Annotated in this window: 20 protein-coding genes; 8 read left to right on the forward strand and 12 right to left on the reverse strand. The window is 59.2% G+C overall.

Features of this window, described 5'->3' with window-relative positions:
* Positions 1-283 precede the first annotated feature (283 nt).
* Positions 284-847 (reverse strand): D-glycero-beta-D-manno-heptose 1,7-bisphosphate 7-phosphatase, encoded by a 564-nt coding sequence (gmhB, locus tag AC2CGQ_RS24000; protein WP_015378880.1) that lies wholly within the window; start codon positions 845-847, stop codon positions 284-286.
* 188 nt (positions 848-1,035) lie between these two features.
* On the opposite strand from gmhB, the gene metN reads away from it, so the two are divergent.
* The 6 genes from metN to proS all read left to right on the forward strand — a co-directional run bounded on the left by metN (position 1,036) and on the right by proS (position 6,630).
* Positions 1,036-2,067: a methionine ABC transporter ATP-binding protein MetN gene (gene metN, locus AC2CGQ_RS24005; protein ID WP_004932012.1), complete on the forward strand. Its 1,032-nt coding sequence runs from the start codon at positions 1,036-1,038 to the stop codon at positions 2,065-2,067.
* Positions 2,060-2,713: a methionine ABC transporter permease MetI gene (locus AC2CGQ_RS24010; RefSeq protein WP_004932010.1), complete on the forward strand. Its 654-nt coding sequence runs from the start codon at positions 2,060-2,062 to the stop codon at positions 2,711-2,713. Before metN ends, AC2CGQ_RS24010 begins: the two co-directional genes overlap by 8 nt.
* A 39-nt stretch (positions 2,714-2,752) precedes the next feature.
* Positions 2,753-3,568, forward strand: a complete 816-nt coding sequence (locus tag AC2CGQ_RS24015) for a MetQ/NlpA family lipoprotein (RefSeq protein WP_033632261.1) — start codon at positions 2,753-2,755, stop codon at positions 3,566-3,568.
* A gap of 114 nt (positions 3,569-3,682) precedes the next feature.
* Positions 3,683-4,087: an Rcs stress response system protein RcsF gene (gene rcsF, locus AC2CGQ_RS24020; RefSeq protein WP_166445355.1), complete on the forward strand. Its 405-nt coding sequence runs from the start codon at positions 3,683-3,685 to the stop codon at positions 4,085-4,087.
* Positions 4,084-4,791, forward strand: coding sequence for a tRNA (N6-threonylcarbamoyladenosine(37)-N6)-methyltransferase TrmO (gene tsaA / locus AC2CGQ_RS24025; RefSeq protein WP_004932003.1), 708 nt, complete (start codon positions 4,084-4,086; stop codon positions 4,789-4,791). The genes rcsF and tsaA overlap by 4 nt, the downstream gene beginning before the upstream one ends.
* 120 nt (positions 4,792-4,911) lie before the next feature.
* On the forward strand, positions 4,912-6,630 hold the full coding sequence (gene proS / locus AC2CGQ_RS24030; protein ID WP_172574916.1) for a proline--tRNA ligase: 1,719 nt from the start codon (positions 4,912-4,914) through the stop codon (positions 6,628-6,630).
* Between the two features lie 60 nt (positions 6,631-6,690).
* On the opposite strand, the gene nlpE is transcribed toward proS, so the two are convergent.
* Genes nlpE through AC2CGQ_RS24045 form a run of 3 tightly spaced genes read right to left on the reverse strand, consistent with a single transcriptional unit; the run spans position 6,691 to position 8,369 of the window.
* A complete protein-coding gene (gene nlpE / locus AC2CGQ_RS24035) occupies positions 6,691-7,374 on the reverse strand; it encodes an envelope stress response activation lipoprotein NlpE (RefSeq protein ID WP_004932000.1) in 684 nt (227 codons plus the stop codon).
* A 29-nt stretch (positions 7,375-7,403) separates the two neighbouring features.
* Complete coding sequence (gene arfB, locus AC2CGQ_RS24040; protein WP_160125893.1) at positions 7,404-7,817, reverse strand: alternative ribosome rescue aminoacyl-tRNA hydrolase ArfB; 414 nt, start codon at positions 7,815-7,817, stop codon at positions 7,404-7,406.
* Positions 7,818-7,820: 3 nt separating this feature from the next.
* Positions 7,821-8,369 carry a YaeQ family protein gene (locus tag AC2CGQ_RS24045; RefSeq protein ID WP_015378883.1) on the reverse strand — a complete coding sequence of 183 codons (549 nt, stop codon included), beginning with the start codon at positions 8,367-8,369 and terminating at the stop codon, positions 7,821-7,823.
* Between the two features lie 214 nt (positions 8,370-8,583).
* On the opposite strand from AC2CGQ_RS24045, the gene AC2CGQ_RS24050 reads away from it, so the two are divergent.
* Together AC2CGQ_RS24050 and rof are read left to right on the forward strand one after the other, a co-directional pair.
* Positions 8,584-8,784, forward strand: a complete 201-nt coding sequence (locus AC2CGQ_RS24050; RefSeq protein ID WP_004931993.1) for a YaeP family protein — start codon at positions 8,584-8,586, stop codon at positions 8,782-8,784.
* On the forward strand, positions 8,771-9,034 hold the full coding sequence (rof, locus tag AC2CGQ_RS24055; protein ID WP_004931991.1) for a Rho-binding antiterminator: 264 nt from the start codon (positions 8,771-8,773) through the stop codon (positions 9,032-9,034). The genes AC2CGQ_RS24050 and rof overlap by 14 nt, the downstream gene beginning before the upstream one ends.
* Positions 9,035-9,084: 50 nt before the next feature.
* On the opposite strand, the gene AC2CGQ_RS24060 is transcribed toward rof, so the two are convergent.
* The 8 genes from AC2CGQ_RS24060 to AC2CGQ_RS24095 form a co-directional block, all read right to left on the reverse strand.
* Entirely contained in the window at positions 9,085-9,399 is a 315-nt protein-coding gene (locus tag AC2CGQ_RS24060) for a c-type cytochrome (RefSeq protein WP_004931989.1), read from the reverse strand.
* Positions 9,399-10,730 (reverse strand): tRNA lysidine(34) synthetase TilS, encoded by a 1,332-nt coding sequence (tilS, locus tag AC2CGQ_RS24065; RefSeq protein ID WP_172574917.1) that lies wholly within the window; start codon positions 10,728-10,730, stop codon positions 9,399-9,401. The genes AC2CGQ_RS24060 and tilS overlap by 1 nt, the downstream gene beginning before the upstream one ends.
* A 56-nt stretch (positions 10,731-10,786) precedes the next feature.
* A complete protein-coding gene (dtpD, locus tag AC2CGQ_RS24070) occupies positions 10,787-12,238 on the reverse strand; it encodes a dipeptide permease DtpD (RefSeq protein ID WP_172574918.1) in 1,452 nt (483 codons plus the stop codon).
* A gap of 68 nt (positions 12,239-12,306) precedes the next feature.
* Positions 12,307-14,445 (reverse strand): lysine decarboxylase CadA, encoded by a 2,139-nt coding sequence (gene cadA / locus AC2CGQ_RS24075; RefSeq protein WP_004931982.1) that lies wholly within the window; start codon positions 14,443-14,445, stop codon positions 12,307-12,309.
* 95 nt (positions 14,446-14,540) lie between these two features.
* On the reverse strand, positions 14,541-15,884 hold the full coding sequence (cadB, locus tag AC2CGQ_RS24080) for a cadaverine/lysine antiporter (RefSeq protein ID WP_004931980.1): 1,344 nt from the start codon (positions 15,882-15,884) through the stop codon (positions 14,541-14,543).
* Between the two features lie 370 nt (positions 15,885-16,254).
* Positions 16,255-17,811, reverse strand: a complete 1,557-nt coding sequence (cadC, locus tag AC2CGQ_RS24085; protein WP_172574919.1) for a lysine decarboxylation/transport transcriptional activator CadC — start codon at positions 17,809-17,811, stop codon at positions 16,255-16,257.
* 89 nt (positions 17,812-17,900) lie between these two features.
* Positions 17,901-18,290 (reverse strand): VOC family protein, encoded by a 390-nt coding sequence (locus AC2CGQ_RS24090; protein WP_015378887.1) that lies wholly within the window; start codon positions 18,288-18,290, stop codon positions 17,901-17,903.
* Between the two features lie 107 nt (positions 18,291-18,397).
* Entirely contained in the window at positions 18,398-20,542 is a 2,145-nt protein-coding gene (locus AC2CGQ_RS24095; protein ID WP_004931974.1) for a lysine decarboxylase LdcC, read from the reverse strand.
* Positions 20,543-20,595: the final 53 nt, after the last annotated feature.

Consider the following 20,595-nt stretch of genomic DNA (forward strand, 5'->3'; position numbering starts at 1 on the left):
CTGGATATCGTCTTGTGGAGTGCCCACACAGATTGTCTGATAAATTGTTAAAGAGCAGTGAGTTAGGCGCTTTCGCTCGCTAACTCGAGGTGGCGTATATTACGCTTTCCTCTTTCAGAGTCAACCCTAATTTTCAGGATTTTTTCTCTTTCTTCCCGGCCGCTGTGTGAAGTGAATCACTTGCGCCGTGTCGATGGAGGCGCATTATAGGGAGCCGGTTCAGAATGACAAGCGATAATATGCATTTTTTATCTGACCGCTCACTATTCATGCGTAACGCCTATTAAACCCGCTTTTTGATGGCTGCCGGCAGGTCCGCCAGGCTATTTAGCACCCAATCGGCCAGCTTTTCACCCTGCTCCGTCACCGGCTTGCCGGTACGCACCAGCACCTTGGTGCCGACGCCGGCCGCGATCGCCGCCTGCATATCTTCCGGTTTATCGCCCACCATATAAGAAGCGGCCATATCGATGTTCAATTCCTGCTGCGCTTGCAGCAGCATGCCCGGCTGCGGTTTACGGCAGTCACAGACCTGACGATACTCTTCCACTACCGCCTCCGGATGATGCGGGCAGAAATAGATGCCGTCGAAGTCGACGTCGCGATCGGCCAGCGACCAGTCCATCCACTCGGTCAGGTACATAAACTGGTCTTCGCTGAACTTGCCGCGCGCAATGCCCGACTGGTTGGTCACCATCACCAGCGCGAACCCCATCTTTTTGAGTTCGCGACAGGCGTCAATCACGCCGTCAATAAAGTGGAAATTGTCGATTTCATGGACATAACCATGGTCAACGTTAATCGTACCGTCACGATCGAGAAAAATTGCTGGAACGCTTTGTGTCACCGCTTTGCTCCTGAGGGGCTGAATACGCTGACAGTATCGCATGTTTTACCCCGCACTGAGAACGCCGGAGAACGTCGCTGGCCGTTGACTTAGACGTCTAGACGCCTTAACATCTGATCCATACCTTGGTTCCACGCCGAGGTTTACTTTTATCTAGCCACGGGCAACCACGCTAAAATAAGAAGAATATGATTAAACTTTCTAACATCACTAAAGTGTTCCAGCAGGGTTCGCGCACCATTACCGCGCTCTCTGACGTGACCCTTCACGTCCCTGCAGGGCAAATCTATGGCGTTATCGGCTCTTCCGGCGCCGGCAAAAGCACGCTGATCCGCTGCGCCAACATGCTTGAGCGCCCTACCTCCGGCCAGGTGCTGGTCGATGGCCAGGATCTGACGTCTCTGTCGGAAAGCGAACTGACGCGCGCCCGTCGCCAAATCGGCATGATCTTCCAGCACTTCAACCTGCTCTCTTCCCGCACGGTGTTCGGCAACGTGGCGCTGCCGCTGGAGCTGGACAATACGCCGCGCGCCGAGATCAAAAAGCGCGTGACCGAACTACTGGAACTGGTCGGGCTGGCAGACAAACACGACGCCTATCCGGCCAATCTGTCCGGCGGCCAGAAACAGCGCGTGGCGATCGCCCGCGCGCTGGCCAGCAATCCCAAAGTGCTACTGTGCGACGAAGCCACCAGCGCGTTGGATCCGGCCACCACCCGTTCCATCCTGGAGCTGCTGAAAGACATCAACCGCCGTCTGGGCCTGACCATTCTGCTCATCACCCATGAAATGGACGTGGTGAAACGCATCTGCGACCAGGTCGCGGTCATCAGCCAGGGGCAGCTGATCGAAAAAGACAGCGTCAGCGAAGTGTTCTCACACCCGAAAACCCCGCTGGCCCAGCAGTTCATTCAGTCCACGCTGCATCTGGATATCCCGGACGACTACGCCGCGCGCCTGTCGCCGGAGCGTCAGGGCGACCGCCAGCCGCTGCTGCGCCTGGAGTTCACCGGTCAGTCGGTCGATGCGCCGCTGCTGTCTGAAGCCGCTCGCCGCTTCAACGTGAACAACAACATTATCAGCGCCCAGATGGATTATGCCGGCGGCGTGAAATTCGGCGTGATGCTGGCGGAGCTGCACGGCAGCGACGAAGACGCGCTGGCGACGATTAAGTTCCTGCAAGAAAATCAGGTAAAAGTAGAGGTTCTGGGTTATGTCTGAGGCAATGATGTGGTTGATGGCGCGTGGCGTGTGGGAAACCGTCATGATGACCTTTGTCTCCGGCTTCTTCGGTTTCGTGCTCGGCCTGCCGGTAGGCGTGCTGCTGTATGTCACCCGCCCGGGGCAGATCATCGCCAACAATTCGCTGTATAAGATCCTGTCCGGGCTGGTGAACATCTTCCGTTCCATTCCGTTCATTATCCTGCTGGTTTGGATGATTCCGTTTACCCGCATGATCGTCGGCACCTCGATCGGCCTGCAGGCGGCCATCGTGCCGTTGACGGTAGGCGCCGCGCCGTTTATCGCGCGCATGGTGGAAAACGCCCTGCTGGAGATCCCGTCCGGCCTGGTGGAAGCCGCGCGCGCCATGGGCGCCACGCCGATGCAGATCATCAAGAAAGTGTTGCTGCCGGAAGCCCTGCCGGGCTTGGTCAACGCCGCGACCATCACCCTGATCACCCTGGTGGGCTACTCCGCCATGGGCGGCGCGGTCGGCGCCGGCGGCCTGGGCCAAATCGGTTACCAATACGGTTATATCGGTTATAACGCCACAGTGATGAATACCGTATTAGTATTACTGGTAGTTTTGGTTTATCTGATCCAATTCTGCGGCGATCGCATCGTCAAAGCCGTTACCCATAAATAGTTTCACCGCATGTTAATGCGAGTCTAATGAGGAAGGGATATGTCGTTAAAATTTAAATCCATCGCGGCAATTGGCGCACTGATCGGCACGCTGGCTCTGGCGGGCTGTGGCCAGGATGAAAAGAATCCGAACCACATCAAGGTCGGCGTGATCGTCGGCGCTGAGCAGCAAGTGGCTGAAGTGGCGCAGAAAGTGGCGAAAGAGAAGTACGGTCTGGACGTTGAACTGGTCACCTTCAACGACTACGTGCTGCCTAACGAAGCGCTGAGCAAAGGCGATATCGATCTGAACGCCTTCCAGCACAAGCCTTATCTGGATCAGCAGATCAAAGACCGCGGTTACAAGCTGGTGCCGGTCGGCAACACCTTCGTTTACCCGATCGCCGGTTACTCCAAGAAAATCAAATCGCTGGACGAGCTGAAAGAAGGTTCGCAGATCGCGCTGCCTAACGATCCGACCAACCTGGGCCGTTCGCTGCTGCTGCTGCAGAAAGTTGGTCTGATCAAGCTGAAAGACGGCGTTGGCCTGCTGCCGACCGTGCTGGACGTGACCGAGAACCCGAAAAACCTGAAGCTGGTTGAGCTGGAAGCGCCTCAGCTGCCGCGCTCTCTGGACGATCAGCAGATCGCGCTGGCGGTGATCAACACCACCTACGCCAGCCAGATCGGCCTGACGCCGGCGAAAGACGGTCTGTTCGTGGAAGATAAAGACTCGCCTTACGTCAACCTGCTGGTTGCGCGCGAAGATAACAAAGATGCGGAAAACGTGAAGAAATTCGTTCAGGCCTATCAGTCTGACGACGTTGACGCGGCCGCCAACAAAATCTTCAACGGCGGCGCGGTGAAAGGCTGGTAAGCGCTTATTCACCCATTTTATTCCTATAATTGCAAGACGGGCCAAGGCCCGTCTTGTTATTTCCGCCATAGCTTGCTTCAATAGCGCCACTTTCATTAAGGCAGAGGAATCTCAATGCGTGTTTTACCTCTCTGTTTGTTAGCGCTCGCGCTGGCCGGATGTTCATCGCAGCGTATCGCGCCGTCCTCAACAAGCAGCACCAGCAAGCCGACTACCACCGCTCCGGCCAAAACTACGCCGGCCGCCCGCCCCACACCGGTAAAACTGTACAAAAGTGCAGAAGAACTCGTGGGTAAACCGTTCCGCGATCTGGGTGAAGTGTCCGGCGAATCGTGCCAAACCACCGTGCAAGACTCTCCACCGAATCTGGCTACCGCCCGTAAACGCATGCAAATCCGTGCGTCTTACATGAAGGCCAACGCCGTGCTGCTGCACGACTGCCAAATTGTCAGCGGCGTCGCCGGTTGCTATCAACAGGCCGTTTGTCAGGGCTCGGCGCTTAACGTCTCCTCCAAATGACCGAATTCGTTTTCGAGCAGATCGGCGTGATCCGCTCGCCGTATAAAGAAAAATTCGCCGTGCCCCGCCAGCCGGGGCTGGTCGAAGACGGCGGCGGCGAACTGCTGCTGCTGCCGCCCTACAACCAGGCGGAAGCGGTGCGCGGCCTCAGCGATTTCAGCCATCTGTGGGTGATGTTCATTTTCCATCAAACCATGGAAGGCGGCTGGCGCCCGACGGTGCGTCCGCCGCGTTTAGGCGGCAATGCCCGCATGGGCGTGTTCGCCACCCGCTCCACCTTCCGCCCCAACCCGCTCGGCATGTCGCTCATTGAGCTGAAGGGCGTGCGGGTGAAAAACGGTGAAGTGGCGCTGGAACTGGGCAGCCTCGACCTGGTCGACGGCACCCCGGTGGTGGACATCAAGCCTTATCTGCCGTTCGCCGAGAGCCAGCCGCAGGCCCGCGCCGGCTTTGCCCAGGCCGCGCCCGCCGGCGATATGCCGGTGCGTTTCGCACCGCAGGCCGAGCAACAGCTGCAGCAACATCAGGCGCGCTACCCGCAATTAAGGCGTTTTATCAGCCAGGTGCTGGCGCAAGATCCCCGTCCCGCCTATCGTAAAGGAGAGGACATCGAACGGGATTACGCCGTCTGGCTGTTGGATTTCAACGTGCGCTGGCGCGTCGTGGACGGCCACACCGAAGTGTTGGCGCTCGACCCGCGTTAAAATTCCGCCGCCTCTCTTTTGGCGACCCGCTCGCACTGGTAAACTAAACCACTTTTGTCACTTTTGGCCGCCACTCTGGCAGCCCGATGCAATTTGCAGTTCTAACGGAACCAAAACACCATGCGTACTAGCCAATATCTGCTCTCCACTTTGAAGGAGACACCTGCCGACGCCGAAGTGATCAGCCACCAGCTGATGCTGCGCGCCGGGATGATCCGCAAGCTGGCCTCCGGTCTTTACACCTGGCTGCCGACCGGCCTGCGCGTTCTGAAAAAGGTTGAAAACATCGTTCGCGAAGAAATGAACAATGCTAACGCGATCGAAGTTTCCATGCCGGTGGTTCAGCCTGCCGATCTGTGGCAGGAAAGCGGCCGTTGGGAGCAATACGGCCCCGAGCTGCTGCGCTTCGTCGACCGCGGCGATCGTCCGTTCGTACTGGGCCCGACGCATGAAGAAGTGATCACCGATCTGATCCGCAACGAGATCAGCTCGTACAAGCAGCTGCCGCTGAACTTCTTCCAGATCCAGACCAAGTTCCGTGATGAAGTGCGCCCGCGTTTCGGCGTGATGCGTTCCCGTGAGTTCCTGATGAAGGATGCCTACTCCTTCCACACCTCACAGGAGTCTCTGCAGGAGACTTACGACGCGATGTACGAAGCATACAGCAAAATCTTCAGCCGCATGGGCCTGGATTTCCGCCCGGTGCAGGCGGATACCGGCTCGATCGGCGGCAGCGCCTCGCACGAATTCCAGGTGCTGGCGCAGAGCGGTGAAGACGATATCGTGTTCTCCACCGGTTCCGATTTCGCCGCCAACATCGAGCTGGCGGAAGCTGTCGCGCCGGCAGAGCCGCGCGCTGCAGCCAGCGAAGAGCTGCGCCTGGTGGATACGCCGAACGCCAAAACCATCGCCGAGCTGGTCGAGCAATTCCAGCTGCCGGTGGAAAAAACCGTGAAGACGCTGATGGTGCACGCCACCGAAGAGAGCGGCCATAAACTGGTCGCCCTGCTGGTGCGCGGCGATCACGAACTGAACGAAATCAAGGCAGAGAAGCTGGCGCAGGTTGCCGCGCCGCTGACCTTCGCCACCGAAGAAGAGATCCGCGCCATCGTCGGCGCCGGCCCAGGCTCGCTTGGCCCAGTCAAGCTGCCGATGCCGGTGGTAGCCGATCGCAGCGTAGCGGCGATGAGCGATTTCGGCGCCGGCGCCAACGTTGACGGCAAACACTACTTCGGCATCAACTGGGAGCGCGATCTGCCGCTGCCGCAGGTGGCCGATATCCGTAATGTGGTGGAAGGCGACGCCAGCCCGGACGGTCAGGGGACGCTGTTGATCAAACGCGGCATCGAAGTGGGCCATATCTTCCAGCTCGGCACCAAGTACTCGGAAGCGATGAAAGCGACCGTGCAGGGTGAAGACGGCCGCAACCAGGTGCTGACCATGGGTTGCTACGGCATCGGTGTCACGCGCGTCGTGGCCGCCGCCATTGAGCAGAACCACGACGAACGCGGCATCATCTGGCCGGACGCCATCGCGCCGTTCCAGGTGGCGATCCTGCCGATGAACATGCACAAGTCATTCCGCGTGCAGGCGCTGGCGGAAGAGCTGTACAACACCCTGCGCTCCCACGGCATCGATGTGATCCTCGATGACCGCAAAGAGCGTCCGGGCGTGATGTTCGCGGATATGGAACTGATCGGCGTGCCGCACTCTATCGTTATCGGCGATCGTAACCTCGATAACGAAGAGATCGAGTACAAGAACCGCCGCGTCGGCGAGAAGAAAATGATCAAAACCGGCGAAATCGTTGATTTCCTGCTGGGCCAGATCAAACGCTAAGCGCCGATCGCCAGAGAATAAAAAACCCGCCTAGGCGGGTTTTTTTATATCCGAAACGCGTTACTTGCTGCTGCAGCTTTTACTGCGGTCGAACGCGATCTTGCCGTCCGGCACCACCGCTTTTTCAATCTGCCCCTCTTCCATCGACGGCTGCACGCTGAAGTGCGCGTTGAAGGTCAGGAACACCGGCTCGCCGGCAGTCTTATTGGCCTTGGCGTAACCTTGCTCCAGCGCGATGTTGTTATCCACCGGGAAAGTGATGCCGGTGGCGCAATCTTTGAACACCGCCGCGTCGGCCATATAGCTGTAGCTGCCTTTCATCACCATCGGGGTTTTAGGCAACGGCTTTTCGACCGGCTCCAGACGGTAATTCAGCTTGGACTCGATCGGCGCGCCGCTGCGATCCAGCATCTCCAGGCTCTTGCCCACCGGACGGAAGTAGCGTTTCTCGCCGGTGCTGTCGGTCAGCACCAGCTTATCCGCGGTGCGCGCCCATTTGCCGTAGTCGGCAAAGGTCTGATCGCCGTCTTTGCTGCCGCGATAGGTTTCCTGCAGCACGAAGGTGCCGTCTTCATCCAGGAACAGCGCCGTATCCAGACCGCCGCAATCGGCGCAAGGCAACACCCCTTGATAACTCTGCGGCATCGCCTGCAGCGGTTGTTCCTTCGGTTGATAATGATTGTTGCATCCCAACAACGAGAGTGCGCCTGCCGCCAAGAACAGGGCTATCGTAATTTTCTTCACAGTTATTCTCCTACTGTGTTCATGTATTCCTAAGTGCGAACCTTGCCGCGCAGCGCCTTGGTGGCGCCTTTACGCGTCTTGCCTTCCAGGCGACGCAGTTTCGCTCCTTTCGTCGGCTTGGTCGCCTTGCGCGTTTTTTCCACCACCATCGCCTGCTGAATCAACGCGACCAGCCTGGCCAACGCCGCTTCGCGATTCAATTCCTGACTGCGATACTCTTGCGCCTTGATAATCACCACGCCTTCGGCGGTAATTAAATGATGATTCAGCGCCAGCAGCCTTTCCTTATAATACTCTGGCAGGCTGGATGCCCGGATGTCAAAGCGCAAATGGATCGCCGTTGAGGTTTTGTTCACGTGCTGGCCGCCCGCGCCCTGCGCGCGGATCGCCGTCAATTCCAGCTCATTATCCGGTATGGCGACGTTTCTTGACAGTTCCAGCACCGGTCACACCTGCGCCCGCTGCCACTCGGCAAACTGGATTTCCAGACTATTCTGAGCATCGGACAGCCAAATAGTTCCTTCCTGCAGCGTCGCCTGCAGCGTCATGGTGCGGCTGGCCAGCGCCGTCAGGCGCGCCAGCTGCTCGTCGTCGAGGAAGCGTACGCTCAGGTTCTTGTAACCGGCCACTTTGCCCTGCATCGCCTGCCACCACACGTGCGCGGCGCGCTCGCCGTAAGCGTACAACACCACGCGCGGCGACTGGTTGCAGGCCTTGCGAATGCGCTTCTCGTCAGGCAACCCCATCTCGATCCACATTTCCAGCCCGTTATGGTCGTTGCGCTGCCAGATCTCCGGCTCATCGTCGGCGCTCAGCCCTTTGGTGAACACCAGCCGCTCGTCGGCATGGCAGATCCAGGCCAACAGGCGCAGCATCATACGCTGTTCATTTTCGGACGGATGTTGCGCCAGCGTCAGCGTGGCGTCGTGGTAGAAATGACGATCCATATCAGCGATATTGACCGCGGCTTTATAAATGGTTGCTTTCAGCGCCATGGGTGACCTCGTAATTATCCGGCGACAGTGTACTTGATCAGGGCCGAACGCCGCCAGCGCAGCCCAGCTCGGCGCAGAACGAAAGGCGTGTCGGGGTGCTGATAACTCCATAACAGCTGTGCTATAGTCGTCTAGGATAGGATAAAACTCCGAGAGCCTGCGCCTCATCGCGAGAGCGGTCTTGATGATGCAGAGGTTCTTAAGGGAGGAAACTGTGCAACAATACTGTGAGTTAGTACGCCGTACTTACGCCGAGATTGGCAGTGGAGATCTTGGCTACGTGCCTGATGCGCTGGCTTGTGCGTTAAAGGCATTGGACGATGTCGCAGCGAACGACGCGCTACCGTCCTCCGTTAGGGAACAGGCGGCCTTTGCCGCCGCTAACTTATTGGTGAGCGACTATGTTGATGAATGATGAGTACCAACCCATCAATTGCGATGACTACGACAACCTGGAACTCGCCTGTCAGCATAAACTTATTCTGAAGCTGGAGTTACGCGACGGAGAAGTGATCGAGGCCAAGGCGATCGACCTGCTGCAAAAGAAACGCGTTGAGTATCTGACCATCGAACAGAACGGCCAGCAGCGCGACCTGCGGCTGGACCATATCAGCAGTTTCAGTCATCCGGAAATCGGTACCGTGGTCGTCAGTCTGTCGGACTGAGCAGCGGTAACCCCATCCCAACAGGGCAGCCCAACGGCTGCCCTCGTCATTTACGGCTTCAGGCTGGCATAGTAAGCCGCCAGATCGGCGATATCGTCATCCGACAGCCCCGACACATAGGCCTTCATCACCTCGGCCTGGCCGCCGTTGCGCTCCCCTTTCTTATACGCCTGCAACGCGTGCTGCAGGTACATGGCGTTCTGCCCGGCGAGATTCGGGTACATCGGCACCGTCACCTTGCCCTGCGCGCCGTGGCACGCCGCACAGGCGGCGGCTTTGGCCTGACCGGCGGCCGCATCCCCCGCCGCCAACGCCGGCAGGCTGAACAGGCCGGCGGCCAACAGCGTGATCCCCACTAACTTCATCAGTGCTCCTCGCGATTATGATTTTTTTCCCAGCGCAGCCGCCACGGGCGTTCGCCTTCCGGCACCTGCCCCGCCTCACAGACGAATACGCCCAGCGCGGCGATCAGCTGCTCATCATAATAAATCAACGGGATGTGTTCACGCTGCCAGGGAGGAATACCCAGCTCCTGCCACAGTTTTTTTATCGGCCGCGAATGGGCGCGCCCCACGATACGCACGGCGCCCTGCACGCCGCCGAAACGAATGCTGATCCGCTGCGCTGGCTGCGGCGCGCGTAGCGCCAGATCGCCCTCACCGGCAACCAACTGCCCCAACCCGTCCGGCAACGTCAGCGGCTCGTCAGGCCGCCAGTGCAGATGCACACCGCGCAGCACCGCCAGCGGCGGCAGCAGGTGCAGTCGGCCACGGAATCGGCGGATCTGATAGGCGCCGAGCTGCAGCTGCGGTTCGGCGTCTTCCCGGCTGAGCGCCACCTCCTCCCACAGGCGCTGTAGCTGCTCACGCGCCGGCATAGTGACGTTAAACAACGCGATCCAGCGCCGCAACAAGGCGAAACGCCGCACCGGCGAACAGTCGGTCAGGCCGTCGATCGCCAATGAGCGGTCCGCCGCCAACAGGCTTTGCAGCGGTTCCGCCAGCAGTTCGTCCAGCAGCTGCTCCTGCTCGGCGCACAGGCTGGCGCTGCGCGCCACCGCCGAAGCGAAGTGCGGCCAGCGCTGGTTGAGCTGCGGCAACACCTGCAAACGCAGGAAATTGCGATCGAAGCGCGTGTCCTGATTGCTGTCGTCATCTATCCAGCTTAAGGCGTGGCGCTGCGCGTAGCTTTCCAGCGTTTGACGCGAGCAGCCCAGCAACGGCCGCAACAGCAAATGCTCGCCCAGCGTGGCGCGCGCCGCCATCGCCGATAGCCCCGCCGGCCCGCTGCCGCGCTTGAGCGCCAACAGGAAGGTTTCGCTTTGATCGTCAAGGTGTTGAGCGGTGAGCAGCGCTTCTCCCTCCGCCAATGCTGCGCTGAAAGCGGCATAGCGCGCCGCACGCGCCGCTGCTTCGATGCCGCCCTGGCGGGCGTCCACCTGCACGTGCGTCACCGTCAGCGGCACCTGCCAGTCTGCGCAGCGGCGGCGGCAATGCTCCACCCAGCGGTCGGCGAAGGCGCTCAGGCCGTGGTGCACGTGCAGCGCACGCAGCTGCAGCGCCGGACGCTGGCGGCGCAACGTCGCCAGCAGATGCAGCAGCACGCTGGAATCCAGGCCGCCGCTGAACGCCACCAGCAGCCGCTGCTGCGCGCCCAGCTGGTCCGCTACCTGCGTCGTTAATTGATCAGTATCCATCGGTAGGCTTTGTCACTTCTACATAGCTGCACGTTAACCCCGCCTACCGCCATCAATCAAGCATTAACCGTCCGGGCCTGGCGTCGCGTCAGCAGCAGCCAGCCGCCCAGCACCGCGATCACCGCCAGCGCGCACCCGGCCGCCCCCCAGCCGATCTGGGCGAAAATGCAGCCATACGCCTGCATCGCTGCCACTTCGATGTGATCCTCGGCGGTCTGATTGGCGATGATGCCCGCCAGATAGTTGGCGATCGAACCGGTCGCCAGCATATAGATACCGGTCAACACGCCGGTGGCGCCGGGGATATTCAGCCGGGTGATCTGCGCCATCGCCACCGGATCGATAAACAGTTCGGCGAAGCCCATCACCGCCAGGCCGGCGATCATCAGCCCCATCGAACCCGGCCCGTGCAGCCGCGTATTGAGCGCCATCAGCATAAAGCCGACGCCGATCAACAGCAGACCGAAGGCGAACTTGCACCAGATGCGCAGCGTCCGGTCGCCCGCGCCACCGCCGCTCGCCAGCCAGGCCAGCGCCACGCCGCCCAGCATCACCGCGCAGGCGTTAACCGACTGGAACAGCGCGGTCGGCACCGTCCAGCCGAACCAGCGCCGGTCAACGAAGTGATCGATAAACAGGCTGATGGAGCTGCCGCCCTGTTGGGCAAAGGCCCAGAACAGCGTACCCAGCAGCATCAGCGCAACGATCTGCCACAGGCCCCGGCGCTGGCCGGCATCCGCTCGCAGCATAATACGCGCCACCAGCACCACCGCCGCCACGCACACCAGCCCGAGCAAATAACCGGCCCAGTCGCGCACAAACAACAGCGTGAAGAACAGCGGCGACGCCAGCAACGCCGCCAGCAGCCATCCCCAGTGCGGCAGGCCCAGGCTTCTGGCGCGCATCAGCGGGGCATTCACACCGCGGGTGTGGCGGAAATGGCGTCCGCCCAGCAGAAAAATCACCAGGCCGGCGAACATGCCGATCCCGGCCAACGCAAAGCCGACGTGCCAGCCATAGCGCTCGGCCGCCAACCCACAGGCGATCGGCGCCAAAATGGAACCGACGTTGCCGGCGGCGTACAGCAGCGAGAAGCCCCCTTCGCGGCGCGAGTCCTGCGCCGGGTAAAGCTCGCCCAGCAGGCAGCTGATATTGGATTTGAACAGGCCGTAACCGCAGATGATGATCGCCAGCGCCAGATAGAGCGACTGGGCGGAGACCGCGCTCAGGCCGAGCACGATATGCCCCAGGGTCATCAGCGCCGCGCCGGCGATCACCGCGACGCGGTTGCCCAGCAGGCGGTCGGCGAGCCAGCCGCCCAAAATAGGAGTGACGTAAACTAACGAAGCGTAAGCGCTGTAGAGATCGATGGCGTGGCTGTCGGTATAGCCGAGTTGGTGGGTCAGATAGAGGATCAGTAACGCACGCATGCCGTAAAAGCTGAAATATTCCCAAATTTGTATCGCTACGACATAGTAGATTGCGCGCGGCTGTGAGGGTGTTTTCATGGTGGTCTCCCATCAGTCGGTGAACGACAAAGGGGAAGCGCGAGCGCCTCCCCTGTTTTTGGCTGCGGTTATTTCGCCTTCAGCACTTTCACCCGATAACGTCCGTCCGCCTGACGGTAGGCGCCGTGAATGTCGGTTTCAAAGCCCGGATAATGCGCGCCGATTTCGCACAGCATCTGCAGGAACTCCAGCACCGGCCGGCTCTCTTCGGTCAGCATCTCGCCCGGCATCACCAGCGGCACGCCCGGCGGGTATGGGAGGATCATGTTGGCGTTGACCTTACCGACCATCTCTTCCAGATAGACCTCTTCCACTTCGCCGTGCAGCTCTTTCTGGAACGCCTGATACGGGTTCATCACCATGGTTGGCAGCACTTCGAATGCGCGGTACATCAGGTCCGGCAGGTTGTGTTGCTCCACCAGGCGGTGAATGTTCTGCGCCAGATCCTGAATGCGCATGTTTTCATAGAAATCAGGCGCTTCCTGATACAGCGAAGGCAGCATGTTTTTCACCCGCAGGTTCAGGTCGAACGAGCGTTTGAAGTCGGTCATCGCGCGCAGCAGGCTGAGCGCCTTGGTTTTATCGATGCCGATGCTGAACAGGAACAGCAGGTTGTACGGTCCGGTTTTCTCGACGATGATGCCGCGCTCGTCGAGGTATTTCGCCACAATGCTGGCCGGGATGCCGAACGGCTGCATCTCGCCTTCCTTGCTCATCCCCGGCGTCAGAATGGTGACCTTGATTGGATCCAGATACATGTGTTCATTGTCGATGTTCTTGAAACCGTGCCAGGCGCTGTCGGAGCGCAGCGGCCAGCATTCCGGCTCATCGATATGCTCCGGCTGCCAGACGTCGAAGAACCAGCCGTCGGACTCGACTTTCAGGCGTTTGATCTCTTTACGGAACTTGATCGCGCGTTCGATAGAACCGTGGATCAGGCGCTTGCCGGCGTTGCCTTTCATCATCGCCGCAGCGGTTTCGGTCGAGGCCACAATGCCGTAGTGCGGCGAAGTGGTGGTGTGCATCATGTAGGCTTCGTTGAAGGTCTCTTCGTTGATGTCGCCCTTCACGTGGATCATCGACGCCTGCGAGAAGGCCGCCAGCAGTTTGTGGGTGGACTGGGTTTCATAGATCACCTTGCCCTCCACGCGGCCGCCGCTCATGCCACACTTGCCTTTATAGATCGGGTGGAAATTGGTGTAAGGCACCCAGGCGGAATCGAAGTGGATAGACTTCACGTCCAGGGTGTTCTTGATAAAGTCGGTGTTGTACAGCAGGCCGTCATAGGTGGAGTTGGTGATCACCGCGTGCACCGGCCAGGTGGCGTTCGGGGTATCCTTCACGCGTTTGGCGATGGTGGCGCGCTGGAACTCGCTCTGCGGAATACCGCCGAGGATGCCGTAAGCGTTGCGGGTCGGGCGGAAATAGATCGGCGTGATGTCGCTCATCATCATCAGGTGAGTCAGCGACTTGTGGCAGTTACGGTCAATCAGCACCGTGCTGCCCGCCGGCGCCGAATACATGCCGACGATCTTGTTGGCAGTGGAAGTGCCGTTGGTGACCATGTAGCTGCGTTCGGCGTTGAACACGCGAGAAATATACTCTTCCGCCTCTTTGTGCGGGCCGGAGTGATCCAGCAGCGATCCCAGTTCAGACACCGAAATCGAGATATCCGACTTCATGGTGTTCGGGCCGAAGAAATCGTAGAACAGGCTGCCGACCGGGCTTTTCTGGAACGCGGTGCCGCCCATGTGGCCCGGCGTACAGAAGGTGTATTTGCCTTCGCGCACGTATTTGAACAGCGCCTTGGTCAGCGGTGGCAGGATGGTGTCGATATATTCGTCGGTATTCTGTTTGATCTTGGCGGCGATGTCGGTTGCCGCGCCGAGCGCATACTCGAAGAAGCGCACCTGCATGCGCAGATCGTTCAAGCTGACGTCCAGCGTCGAATAGGTGTTGGCGAAGGCGTACAGCGGCATGTACTCGTTCAGTTGGCTGATCTCTTCGCACAGCTCCAGGTTGTATTTGTCCCAGTCGAAGATCACCCCGCACAAGCGGGCGTTGTTCTCGATCAGTTTCAGCAGGTCTTCGCGATCGTTAGGGTAAACGATGCGGAAATCCAGACTTTCCAGCGCCTGATGCAGTTCACGGATAGGCTCTTCTTTAAAGTAGACACCCATGTGATTCATGATGGCGATAACGTTCATATGCATTTCTCCTGGCAAAGCAAGCCCCTTCCCGTCGCGGCTGACAGGTCGGAAAGAAAGGGGCTGGGTAAATTCAGTCGGTCAGCGGACGCGAATCAGTGCGCTTTGGCCGTGGTGTTTTCATCGACCGCCGCTGCGCTGGCAGCCTGGCGGGTATTCATTTTCCGGGCGTAGAACATCAGGATAATCAGGCTGATGATAAAGGTGCCGGACAGTTCGAAAGAGTTGGCGCCCATCAGCGCGATGAAGCAGAAGCCGCAGCCGCACACGGAAGCGATCAGGCTCAGCAGGTTGCGCACGTTGACCCCTTCAAAGCGGATCAGGTCTACGCAGGAGTAGAAGTAAGGCAGCATGGTCAGCAGCACCGCGATACCGGTCAGCTCGCCGAACAGGTCGGACGCTTTGCCGCCGGCGGAGCTCATCAGGGTGATCAGCACCATCAGCGCGGTCATTTTGCAACCGGCCAGCAGCAGGCCTTTCTTCGGAATGCCGTTTTTATCCAGCTCGCCGTACACTTTCGGGAAGTTGCCGTCGTTGGCGGCGCGCACCCCGGCCTGGCCGACCAGCATCATCCACGAACCGAGCGAGGTCAGGCAGGCGAAGGCGGTGAAGGCGGAAACCATCGGTGCGGCCCAGTTGCCCATAATCGCCGAGGCGCTGATGGCGAACGGCGCGCCGCTGGCGGCCATTTCAGACGCCGGGAACATGCCGCTGATCACCTGGGTGGCGGCGATGTAGATGATGCCCGCCAGACCGGTGCCGAGCATGGTCGCCAGCGGTACGGTGCGTTTCGGGTTTTTCACCATGCCGGTGCTGACCGCCGCGGATTCCACGCCGATGAACGCCCACAGGCACAGCAGGATACTTTTGATGACCGCATGGCTGTCGGTGGTGCCGGAGGTATTCCAGTTAGCCTGGTAGGTGGCGGCGTCAAACCAGTGCCAGCCGAGGGTGGCGGTCACGATCACCGGGATCAGCACCAGCACCAGGCCCAGGGTGGTCAAACGGCTGACCCAGGTTCCGCCCAGCATGTTAACGAAGGTGAAGACCCACACGATGGCGATACAGGCGATGCCGGCAGGTACCGGGTTATTCAGCGCCGGGAAGAAGGTGGAGAGATAAGAAACGGCGGTAATGCCGATGGCCAGGTTACCGATCCAGTTGGCATGGTAATAAAGCACGCCGGTCTGGAAACCGAAGGCCGGGGAAATTTCACCGGCGTAGGCGATAGGGCCGCCCTGCTGTGGGTTTTTGGTGGCGAGGCGGGCATACACATAAGCCAGCGACATCGCCCCGATAATCGAGATCACCCATCCCCAAATGGCGATGGATCCGAGACTCGCCAGGTTGGCGGGCAATAAGGCAATCCCGCTCCCCATCATATTACCGGCGACGACGCCGGTGCAGGCAATAAGCCCTATTTTCTTGGGTGAAGCCATGGTCAGTTTCTCCTGATTTACGTTTCTTATAAGCCACGCCCATAAATAAAAGATTTTAATGAGCCGGTTTGATAGTCAGGATGCTAACCATCGGGGGGAATAAAGTCCTAAAGATAAAGTGAGATTACGCTCATGATCATACAAATGATAACCTGAGGTTTTTTATTAACACATCAAGATAAAAAGACAGGCTAAAGAAAAGATAAACATCATTTAAAAACAAAAAGATGACAAGGTTAATAACGCATAACAAATGGCAAAAAAGAGATAATATCGCGCAGCAAAATAATACATTCATGCAACATGACTTCACCAATAAATAACGCCGCCATGATCCCCGAAGAATAAGAGCGGCGTGATATTGGGTTAATTATTGGCGCTGATAGTTATTTAAATAAGGCACGACGTTGGTCAATGACGTCTGGAATACGCCATTGGTGATCCAATGCAAGGTATCCTCACCGGGGCGAAGATTGAAGGCGGTAATATAAGAATCGGCCGCCAAATGATTCTGCCCCTGCATTTCATACACCTTGCCCAGCAGCACATAATTCAGCCACGACATTTGCAATTCAATCCCCAGATCGATCGCCCGGTGCGCCTCGTCAATGCGCCCCTGCGTCAAGGCATCTACCGCCAGAACCTGCTGCATAATCGGCGTGTTCTTCAATTCGGGGATCGCCGCCAGATGGCTGATATCGGCGCGCAATTGCCCCAAGGCCGGGCTGTCGAACGGTTGATAAGAATTGCGCAGCAGATCCACCAACGCTTTTTCAGCCAGCAGATAGCGGAAGTTCGGCGCGCTGTTAATCAGCTCGCTCAGCTGGGCGCTGGCGCGGGTCAACGAATCGGCGTCACCGCGGATCAGCAACTGATGCGCCTGGTAGAAACGCTGCAGCAACGGCCCGTTGTCGGGCAGCAACTGCGCCAGACGCTGCTCCAGCTGTGGCGGCCAAGGCTGCTTCAGCGCCGCGGACAGGCTGGCGAGGAAGTCGGTCTGGATCTTCAGCTGGTTATCGGCGGTGATGAAGTAACGCTTGTCCAACATGATCGAACTGTCGGCGTTATCCACCAGCCGCACGGAGAGGAAACACTGCTGGGCGCGGTAGTGGCGCTGATTGACGAACTCGATATACAGCGACTTGCCCGAGTTGCTGGGGCCGGAATAGTTGTAGTTGGTCTGGTCGTGCACCAGGAAGGTCGAGTAAGTGTTCAACGAATCGGTAATCAGCTCGCTGACACCCACCACGTAAGAGAGCTGCGGCATCCAGTTGCTGCAGCTCTCGCCGCCCTGAATGCGGATATCGATATCGCGCGGGTTGAGCAGCACCGGCATGGTCGATACCGGCACGCGCTGCGACAGCGTGGCGATGCCGACAAACGCCACGCAGACGCTTAGCGCACTCAGAAACGCCAGCCACACCCAGAACGTCGAGCGGCGATAAAAATGCGGCTTCTTCTCGCCGGGCGCGGCAGCCGGCACGCTTGCCCGGCGCGGCGGCACATAGGGCGTATCCTCTTCATCATCGCCGCCGTCTTCCGGCTCATGCATGATCACCGCGATCTGCGGCGCCGGTGCAATCGCGGGTTGTGTCTCCCCCTCTTCACACCAGATCACCGACGTCGCCAGCTTATACCCGCGCTTGGGCACGGTGATAATGTATTCCGGGCTGTCGCTGTCGCCGTCTTTCAGGTACTTGCGCAGCTCTGAAATACATTGGGTCACCACGTGGTTGGTGACAATATTGCGCTTCCAGACGTTGTCGATCAGCTCGTCGCGGCTCAGCACCACGTCGGGGTGCCGGGCGAAATAGCACAGCATGTCGATCAGGCGCGGTTCCAGCGTTTTCTGGCGACTATCGCGGCTGATGGTGTTGTCGGCAGGAGTAACCAGCCACTCCCCGACGCGAAAAGCAGGCTCTTGCATGGCGGAAATAACTCTGTAGGCATGTAGGGCAAGGGCGCGATCATAGCATAACCGCCCCCGGCTGTGGCCGCCGGGGGGCGATTAAGCCGTTAACTCTCGTATAATTCTAACGGTAAACCATCGGGATCGCTGAAAAAGGTAAAGCGGGATTGGGTGTAGGGATCGACACGCACCGGTTCGCAGGCAACGCCGGCCGCCTGCAGATGAGCGATAGCCTGATCGATGTCGTCGACGCTGAACGCCAGATGGCGCAGGCCGCAGGCCTCCGGGCGGCTGACGCGAGCCGGCGGCGAGGGGAAAGAAAACAGCTCGATGGTGTATTGCCCGTTGAGCGCCAGATCCGCTTTCCAGGAGCCGCGCTCCTCACGGTAGACTTCGCTCAGCAGGGTAAACCCGAGAATGTCGCAGTAAAAACGCTTGCTGGCGGCGTAGTCCGCGCCAATGATCGCGATGTGATGCACCTGACGTAATGCCAGCATAGAAACCCTCTCCTGTTCATTCTGATGGGGCACGGTATCCGGCGGCGGCGATGCCGTCAATGAAAAAGCCCGGCTTATCTTGCCAAACCGCCGGGCGCGTTATGGCCTTATGGCTGCGGGGCTTTCAGCACCTTCACCAGATAGCACCCGTCTTCCGTCAGTTTGGCGCCGTGGATATCGGTTTCAAAACCGGGATAGCGCTCACCGATCGAGCATAGCATCAGCAGGAAATCGAGCACCGCCCGGCTCTCTTCGGTGATCATTTCCCCCGGCATCACCAACGGCACGCCCGGCGGATAAGGCAGGATCATATTGGCCGCCACCTTGCCCACCAGCTGATCCAGCTCGCAGGTTTCGACATTGCCGCGCACCTGTTCCTGGAACATCTGGTGCGGCGTCAGCTTCATTTCCGGCAGCACGTCGAACGCCCGCTGCATCAGGCCTGGCAGATCGTGTTGGCGGATCAGGCGATGAATGCCGGCGGCCAGATCCTGGATGCGCATATGGCGATAGAAATCCGGATCTTCGGCGTACAGATCCGGCAGCATGTTCTTCACCCGCAGGTTGAGATCGTAGGCGCGCTTGAAGTCGGTCAGGCCGCGCAGCAGGCTCATCGCCTTGGTTTTATCGATGCCGATGCTGAACAGGAACAACAGGTTGTACGGCCCGGTCTTCTCCACCACGATGCCGCGTTCGTCGAGATACTTCGCCACCAGCGCCGCCGGGATCCCCTCTTCCTCCAGCGCGCCCAGCTCATTCATGCCCGGTGTCAGGATCGTCACCTTGATCGGATCGAGGTACATATGATCGCGATCGGTCTGGCCGAAACCGTGCCAGTTGTCGTCGGGATCCAGCGGCCAGCACTGCGCCTCATCGATCTCTTCCGGCTGCCAGATATCGAAGAACCAGCTGTCGCTCTCCTCGCGCAGCCGCTGCACCTCTCGGCGAAAATGCAGCGCGCGCTCCACCGAACGGTTGATCAAACGGCGCCCCGGGTTGCCGCGCAGCATGGCGGCGGCGGTCTCCATCGACGCCACGATGCCGTAGTGCGGCGAAGTGGTGGTGTGCATCATGTAGGCTTCGTTGAAGGTGCTCTCATCGTAGTCGCCCTTGATATGAATCATCGAGGCCTGCGAGAAGGCGGCCAGCAGCTTGTGGGTGGATTGGGTTTCGTAGAAAACCTTGCCGGGCACCCGCTCGCCGCTCATGCCGCTCTTGCCGTCGTAAATCGGATGGAAGTTGGTGTAAGGCACCCAGGCGGAATCGAAGTGAATCGACGGCACCTCCAGCGTCTGCTTAATGTAGTCGGTGTTGTACAACAGGCCGTCATAGGTGGAGTTGGTGATCACCGCATGCACCGGCCAGGTGGCGTTCGGCGTCGCCTGCACCCGGGCGGCGATGCTCTCACGCGTGAATTCGCGCTGCGGAATGCCGCCGAGGATGCCGTAGGCGTTGCGCAGCGGGCGCAGATAGATCGGCACGATATCGCTCATCATCAGCAGGTGGCACAGCGATTTGTGGCAGTTGCGGTCGATCAGTACCGTGCTGCCCGCCGGCGCCGAATACATGCCGACGATCTTGTTGGCGGTGGAGGTGCCGTTGGTGACCAGATAGCTCTGCTCGGCGTTGAAGGTGCGCGCGATATACTCTTCGGCCTCCAGGTGCGGCCCGGTGTGATCCAGCAGCGAACCGAGCTCGGTGACCGAAATCGAGATGTCGGCCTTCAGGGTATTGGCGCCGAAGAAGTCATAGAACAGGCAGCCCACCGGGCTTTTTTGAAACGCAGTGCCAGCCATGTGGCCCGGCGTGCAGAAAGTGTACTTGCCTTCGCGCACATAGTTGAACAGCGCCTTGGTCAGCGGCGGCGTAATGGTGTCGATGTATTCCGCGGTGTACTGCTGGATGCGCTGCGCGATGTCGTCCGCCGCATTCAGGCCGTACTCGAAGAAATAGAGCACCATGCGCATTTCATGCAGGCTGACGTCGAAGGTGGAGTGGGTATTGATAAAGGCGTACAGCGGCAGGTATTCGTTCAGCTCGTTGATCTCGCTGCACAGCTCCAGGCTGTAGTCGTCCCAGTCGAAGATCACCCCGCAGATGCGGGCGTTGGCTTCGATCAGCTTCAGCAGGTCACCGCTGTTTTTGGGGTACACCAGCTGGAATCCCATGGCGGCCAGCGCAGCGTGGAGCTCGCGAATCGGCTCATCTTTGTAGTAGACGCCCGTCGGGCCCATGATGGCGATGATATTCATCGGCAGCTCCTGTCAGTTAACGGCCAAGTCTCTATAACACCACGAAAATCCGG

Source organism: Serratia sp. DFXYC6 (assembly GCF_057196085.1).

Excerpts from the sequence above, each read along its gene's own strand:
- metN (WP_004932012.1), top strand. The coding sequence starts at position 1,036 with ATGATTAAACTTTCTAACATCACTAAAGTGTTCCAGCAGGGTTCGCGC.
- AC2CGQ_RS24010 (WP_004932010.1), top strand. The coding sequence starts at position 2,060 with ATGTCTGAGGCAATGATGTGGTTGATGGCGCGTGGCGTGTGGGAAACC.
- AC2CGQ_RS24015 (WP_033632261.1), top strand. The coding sequence starts at position 2,753 with ATGTCGTTAAAATTTAAATCCATCGCGGCAATTGGCGCACTGATCGGC.
- rcsF (WP_166445355.1), top strand. The coding sequence starts at position 3,683 with ATGCGTGTTTTACCTCTCTGTTTGTTAGCGCTCGCGCTGGCCGGATGT.
- tsaA (WP_004932003.1), top strand. The coding sequence starts at position 4,084 with ATGACCGAATTCGTTTTCGAGCAGATCGGCGTGATCCGCTCGCCGTAT.
- proS (WP_172574916.1), top strand. The coding sequence starts at position 4,912 with ATGCGTACTAGCCAATATCTGCTCTCCACTTTGAAGGAGACACCTGCC.
- AC2CGQ_RS24045 (WP_015378883.1), bottom strand. The coding sequence starts at position 8,369 with ATGGCGCTGAAAGCAACCATTTATAAAGCCGCGGTCAATATCGCTGAT.
- rof (WP_004931991.1), top strand. The coding sequence starts at position 8,771 with ATGTTGATGAATGATGAGTACCAACCCATCAATTGCGATGACTACGAC.
- AC2CGQ_RS24060 (WP_004931989.1), bottom strand. The coding sequence starts at position 9,399 with ATGAAGTTAGTGGGGATCACGCTGTTGGCCGCCGGCCTGTTCAGCCTG.
- tilS (WP_172574917.1), bottom strand. The coding sequence starts at position 10,730 with ATGGATACTGATCAATTAACGACGCAGGTAGCGGACCAGCTGGGCGCG.
- dtpD (WP_172574918.1), bottom strand. The coding sequence starts at position 12,238 with ATGAAAACACCCTCACAGCCGCGCGCAATCTACTATGTCGTAGCGATA.
- cadA (WP_004931982.1), bottom strand. The coding sequence starts at position 14,445 with ATGAACGTTATCGCCATCATGAATCACATGGGTGTCTACTTTAAAGAA.
- cadB (WP_004931980.1), bottom strand. The coding sequence starts at position 15,884 with ATGGCTTCACCCAAGAAAATAGGGCTTATTGCCTGCACCGGCGTCGTC.
- cadC (WP_172574919.1), bottom strand. The coding sequence starts at position 17,811 with ATGCAAGAGCCTGCTTTTCGCGTCGGGGAGTGGCTGGTTACTCCTGCC.
- AC2CGQ_RS24090 (WP_015378887.1), bottom strand. The coding sequence starts at position 18,290 with ATGCTGGCATTACGTCAGGTGCATCACATCGCGATCATTGGCGCGGAC.
- AC2CGQ_RS24095 (WP_004931974.1), bottom strand. The coding sequence starts at position 20,542 with ATGAATATCATCGCCATCATGGGCCCGACGGGCGTCTACTACAAAGAT.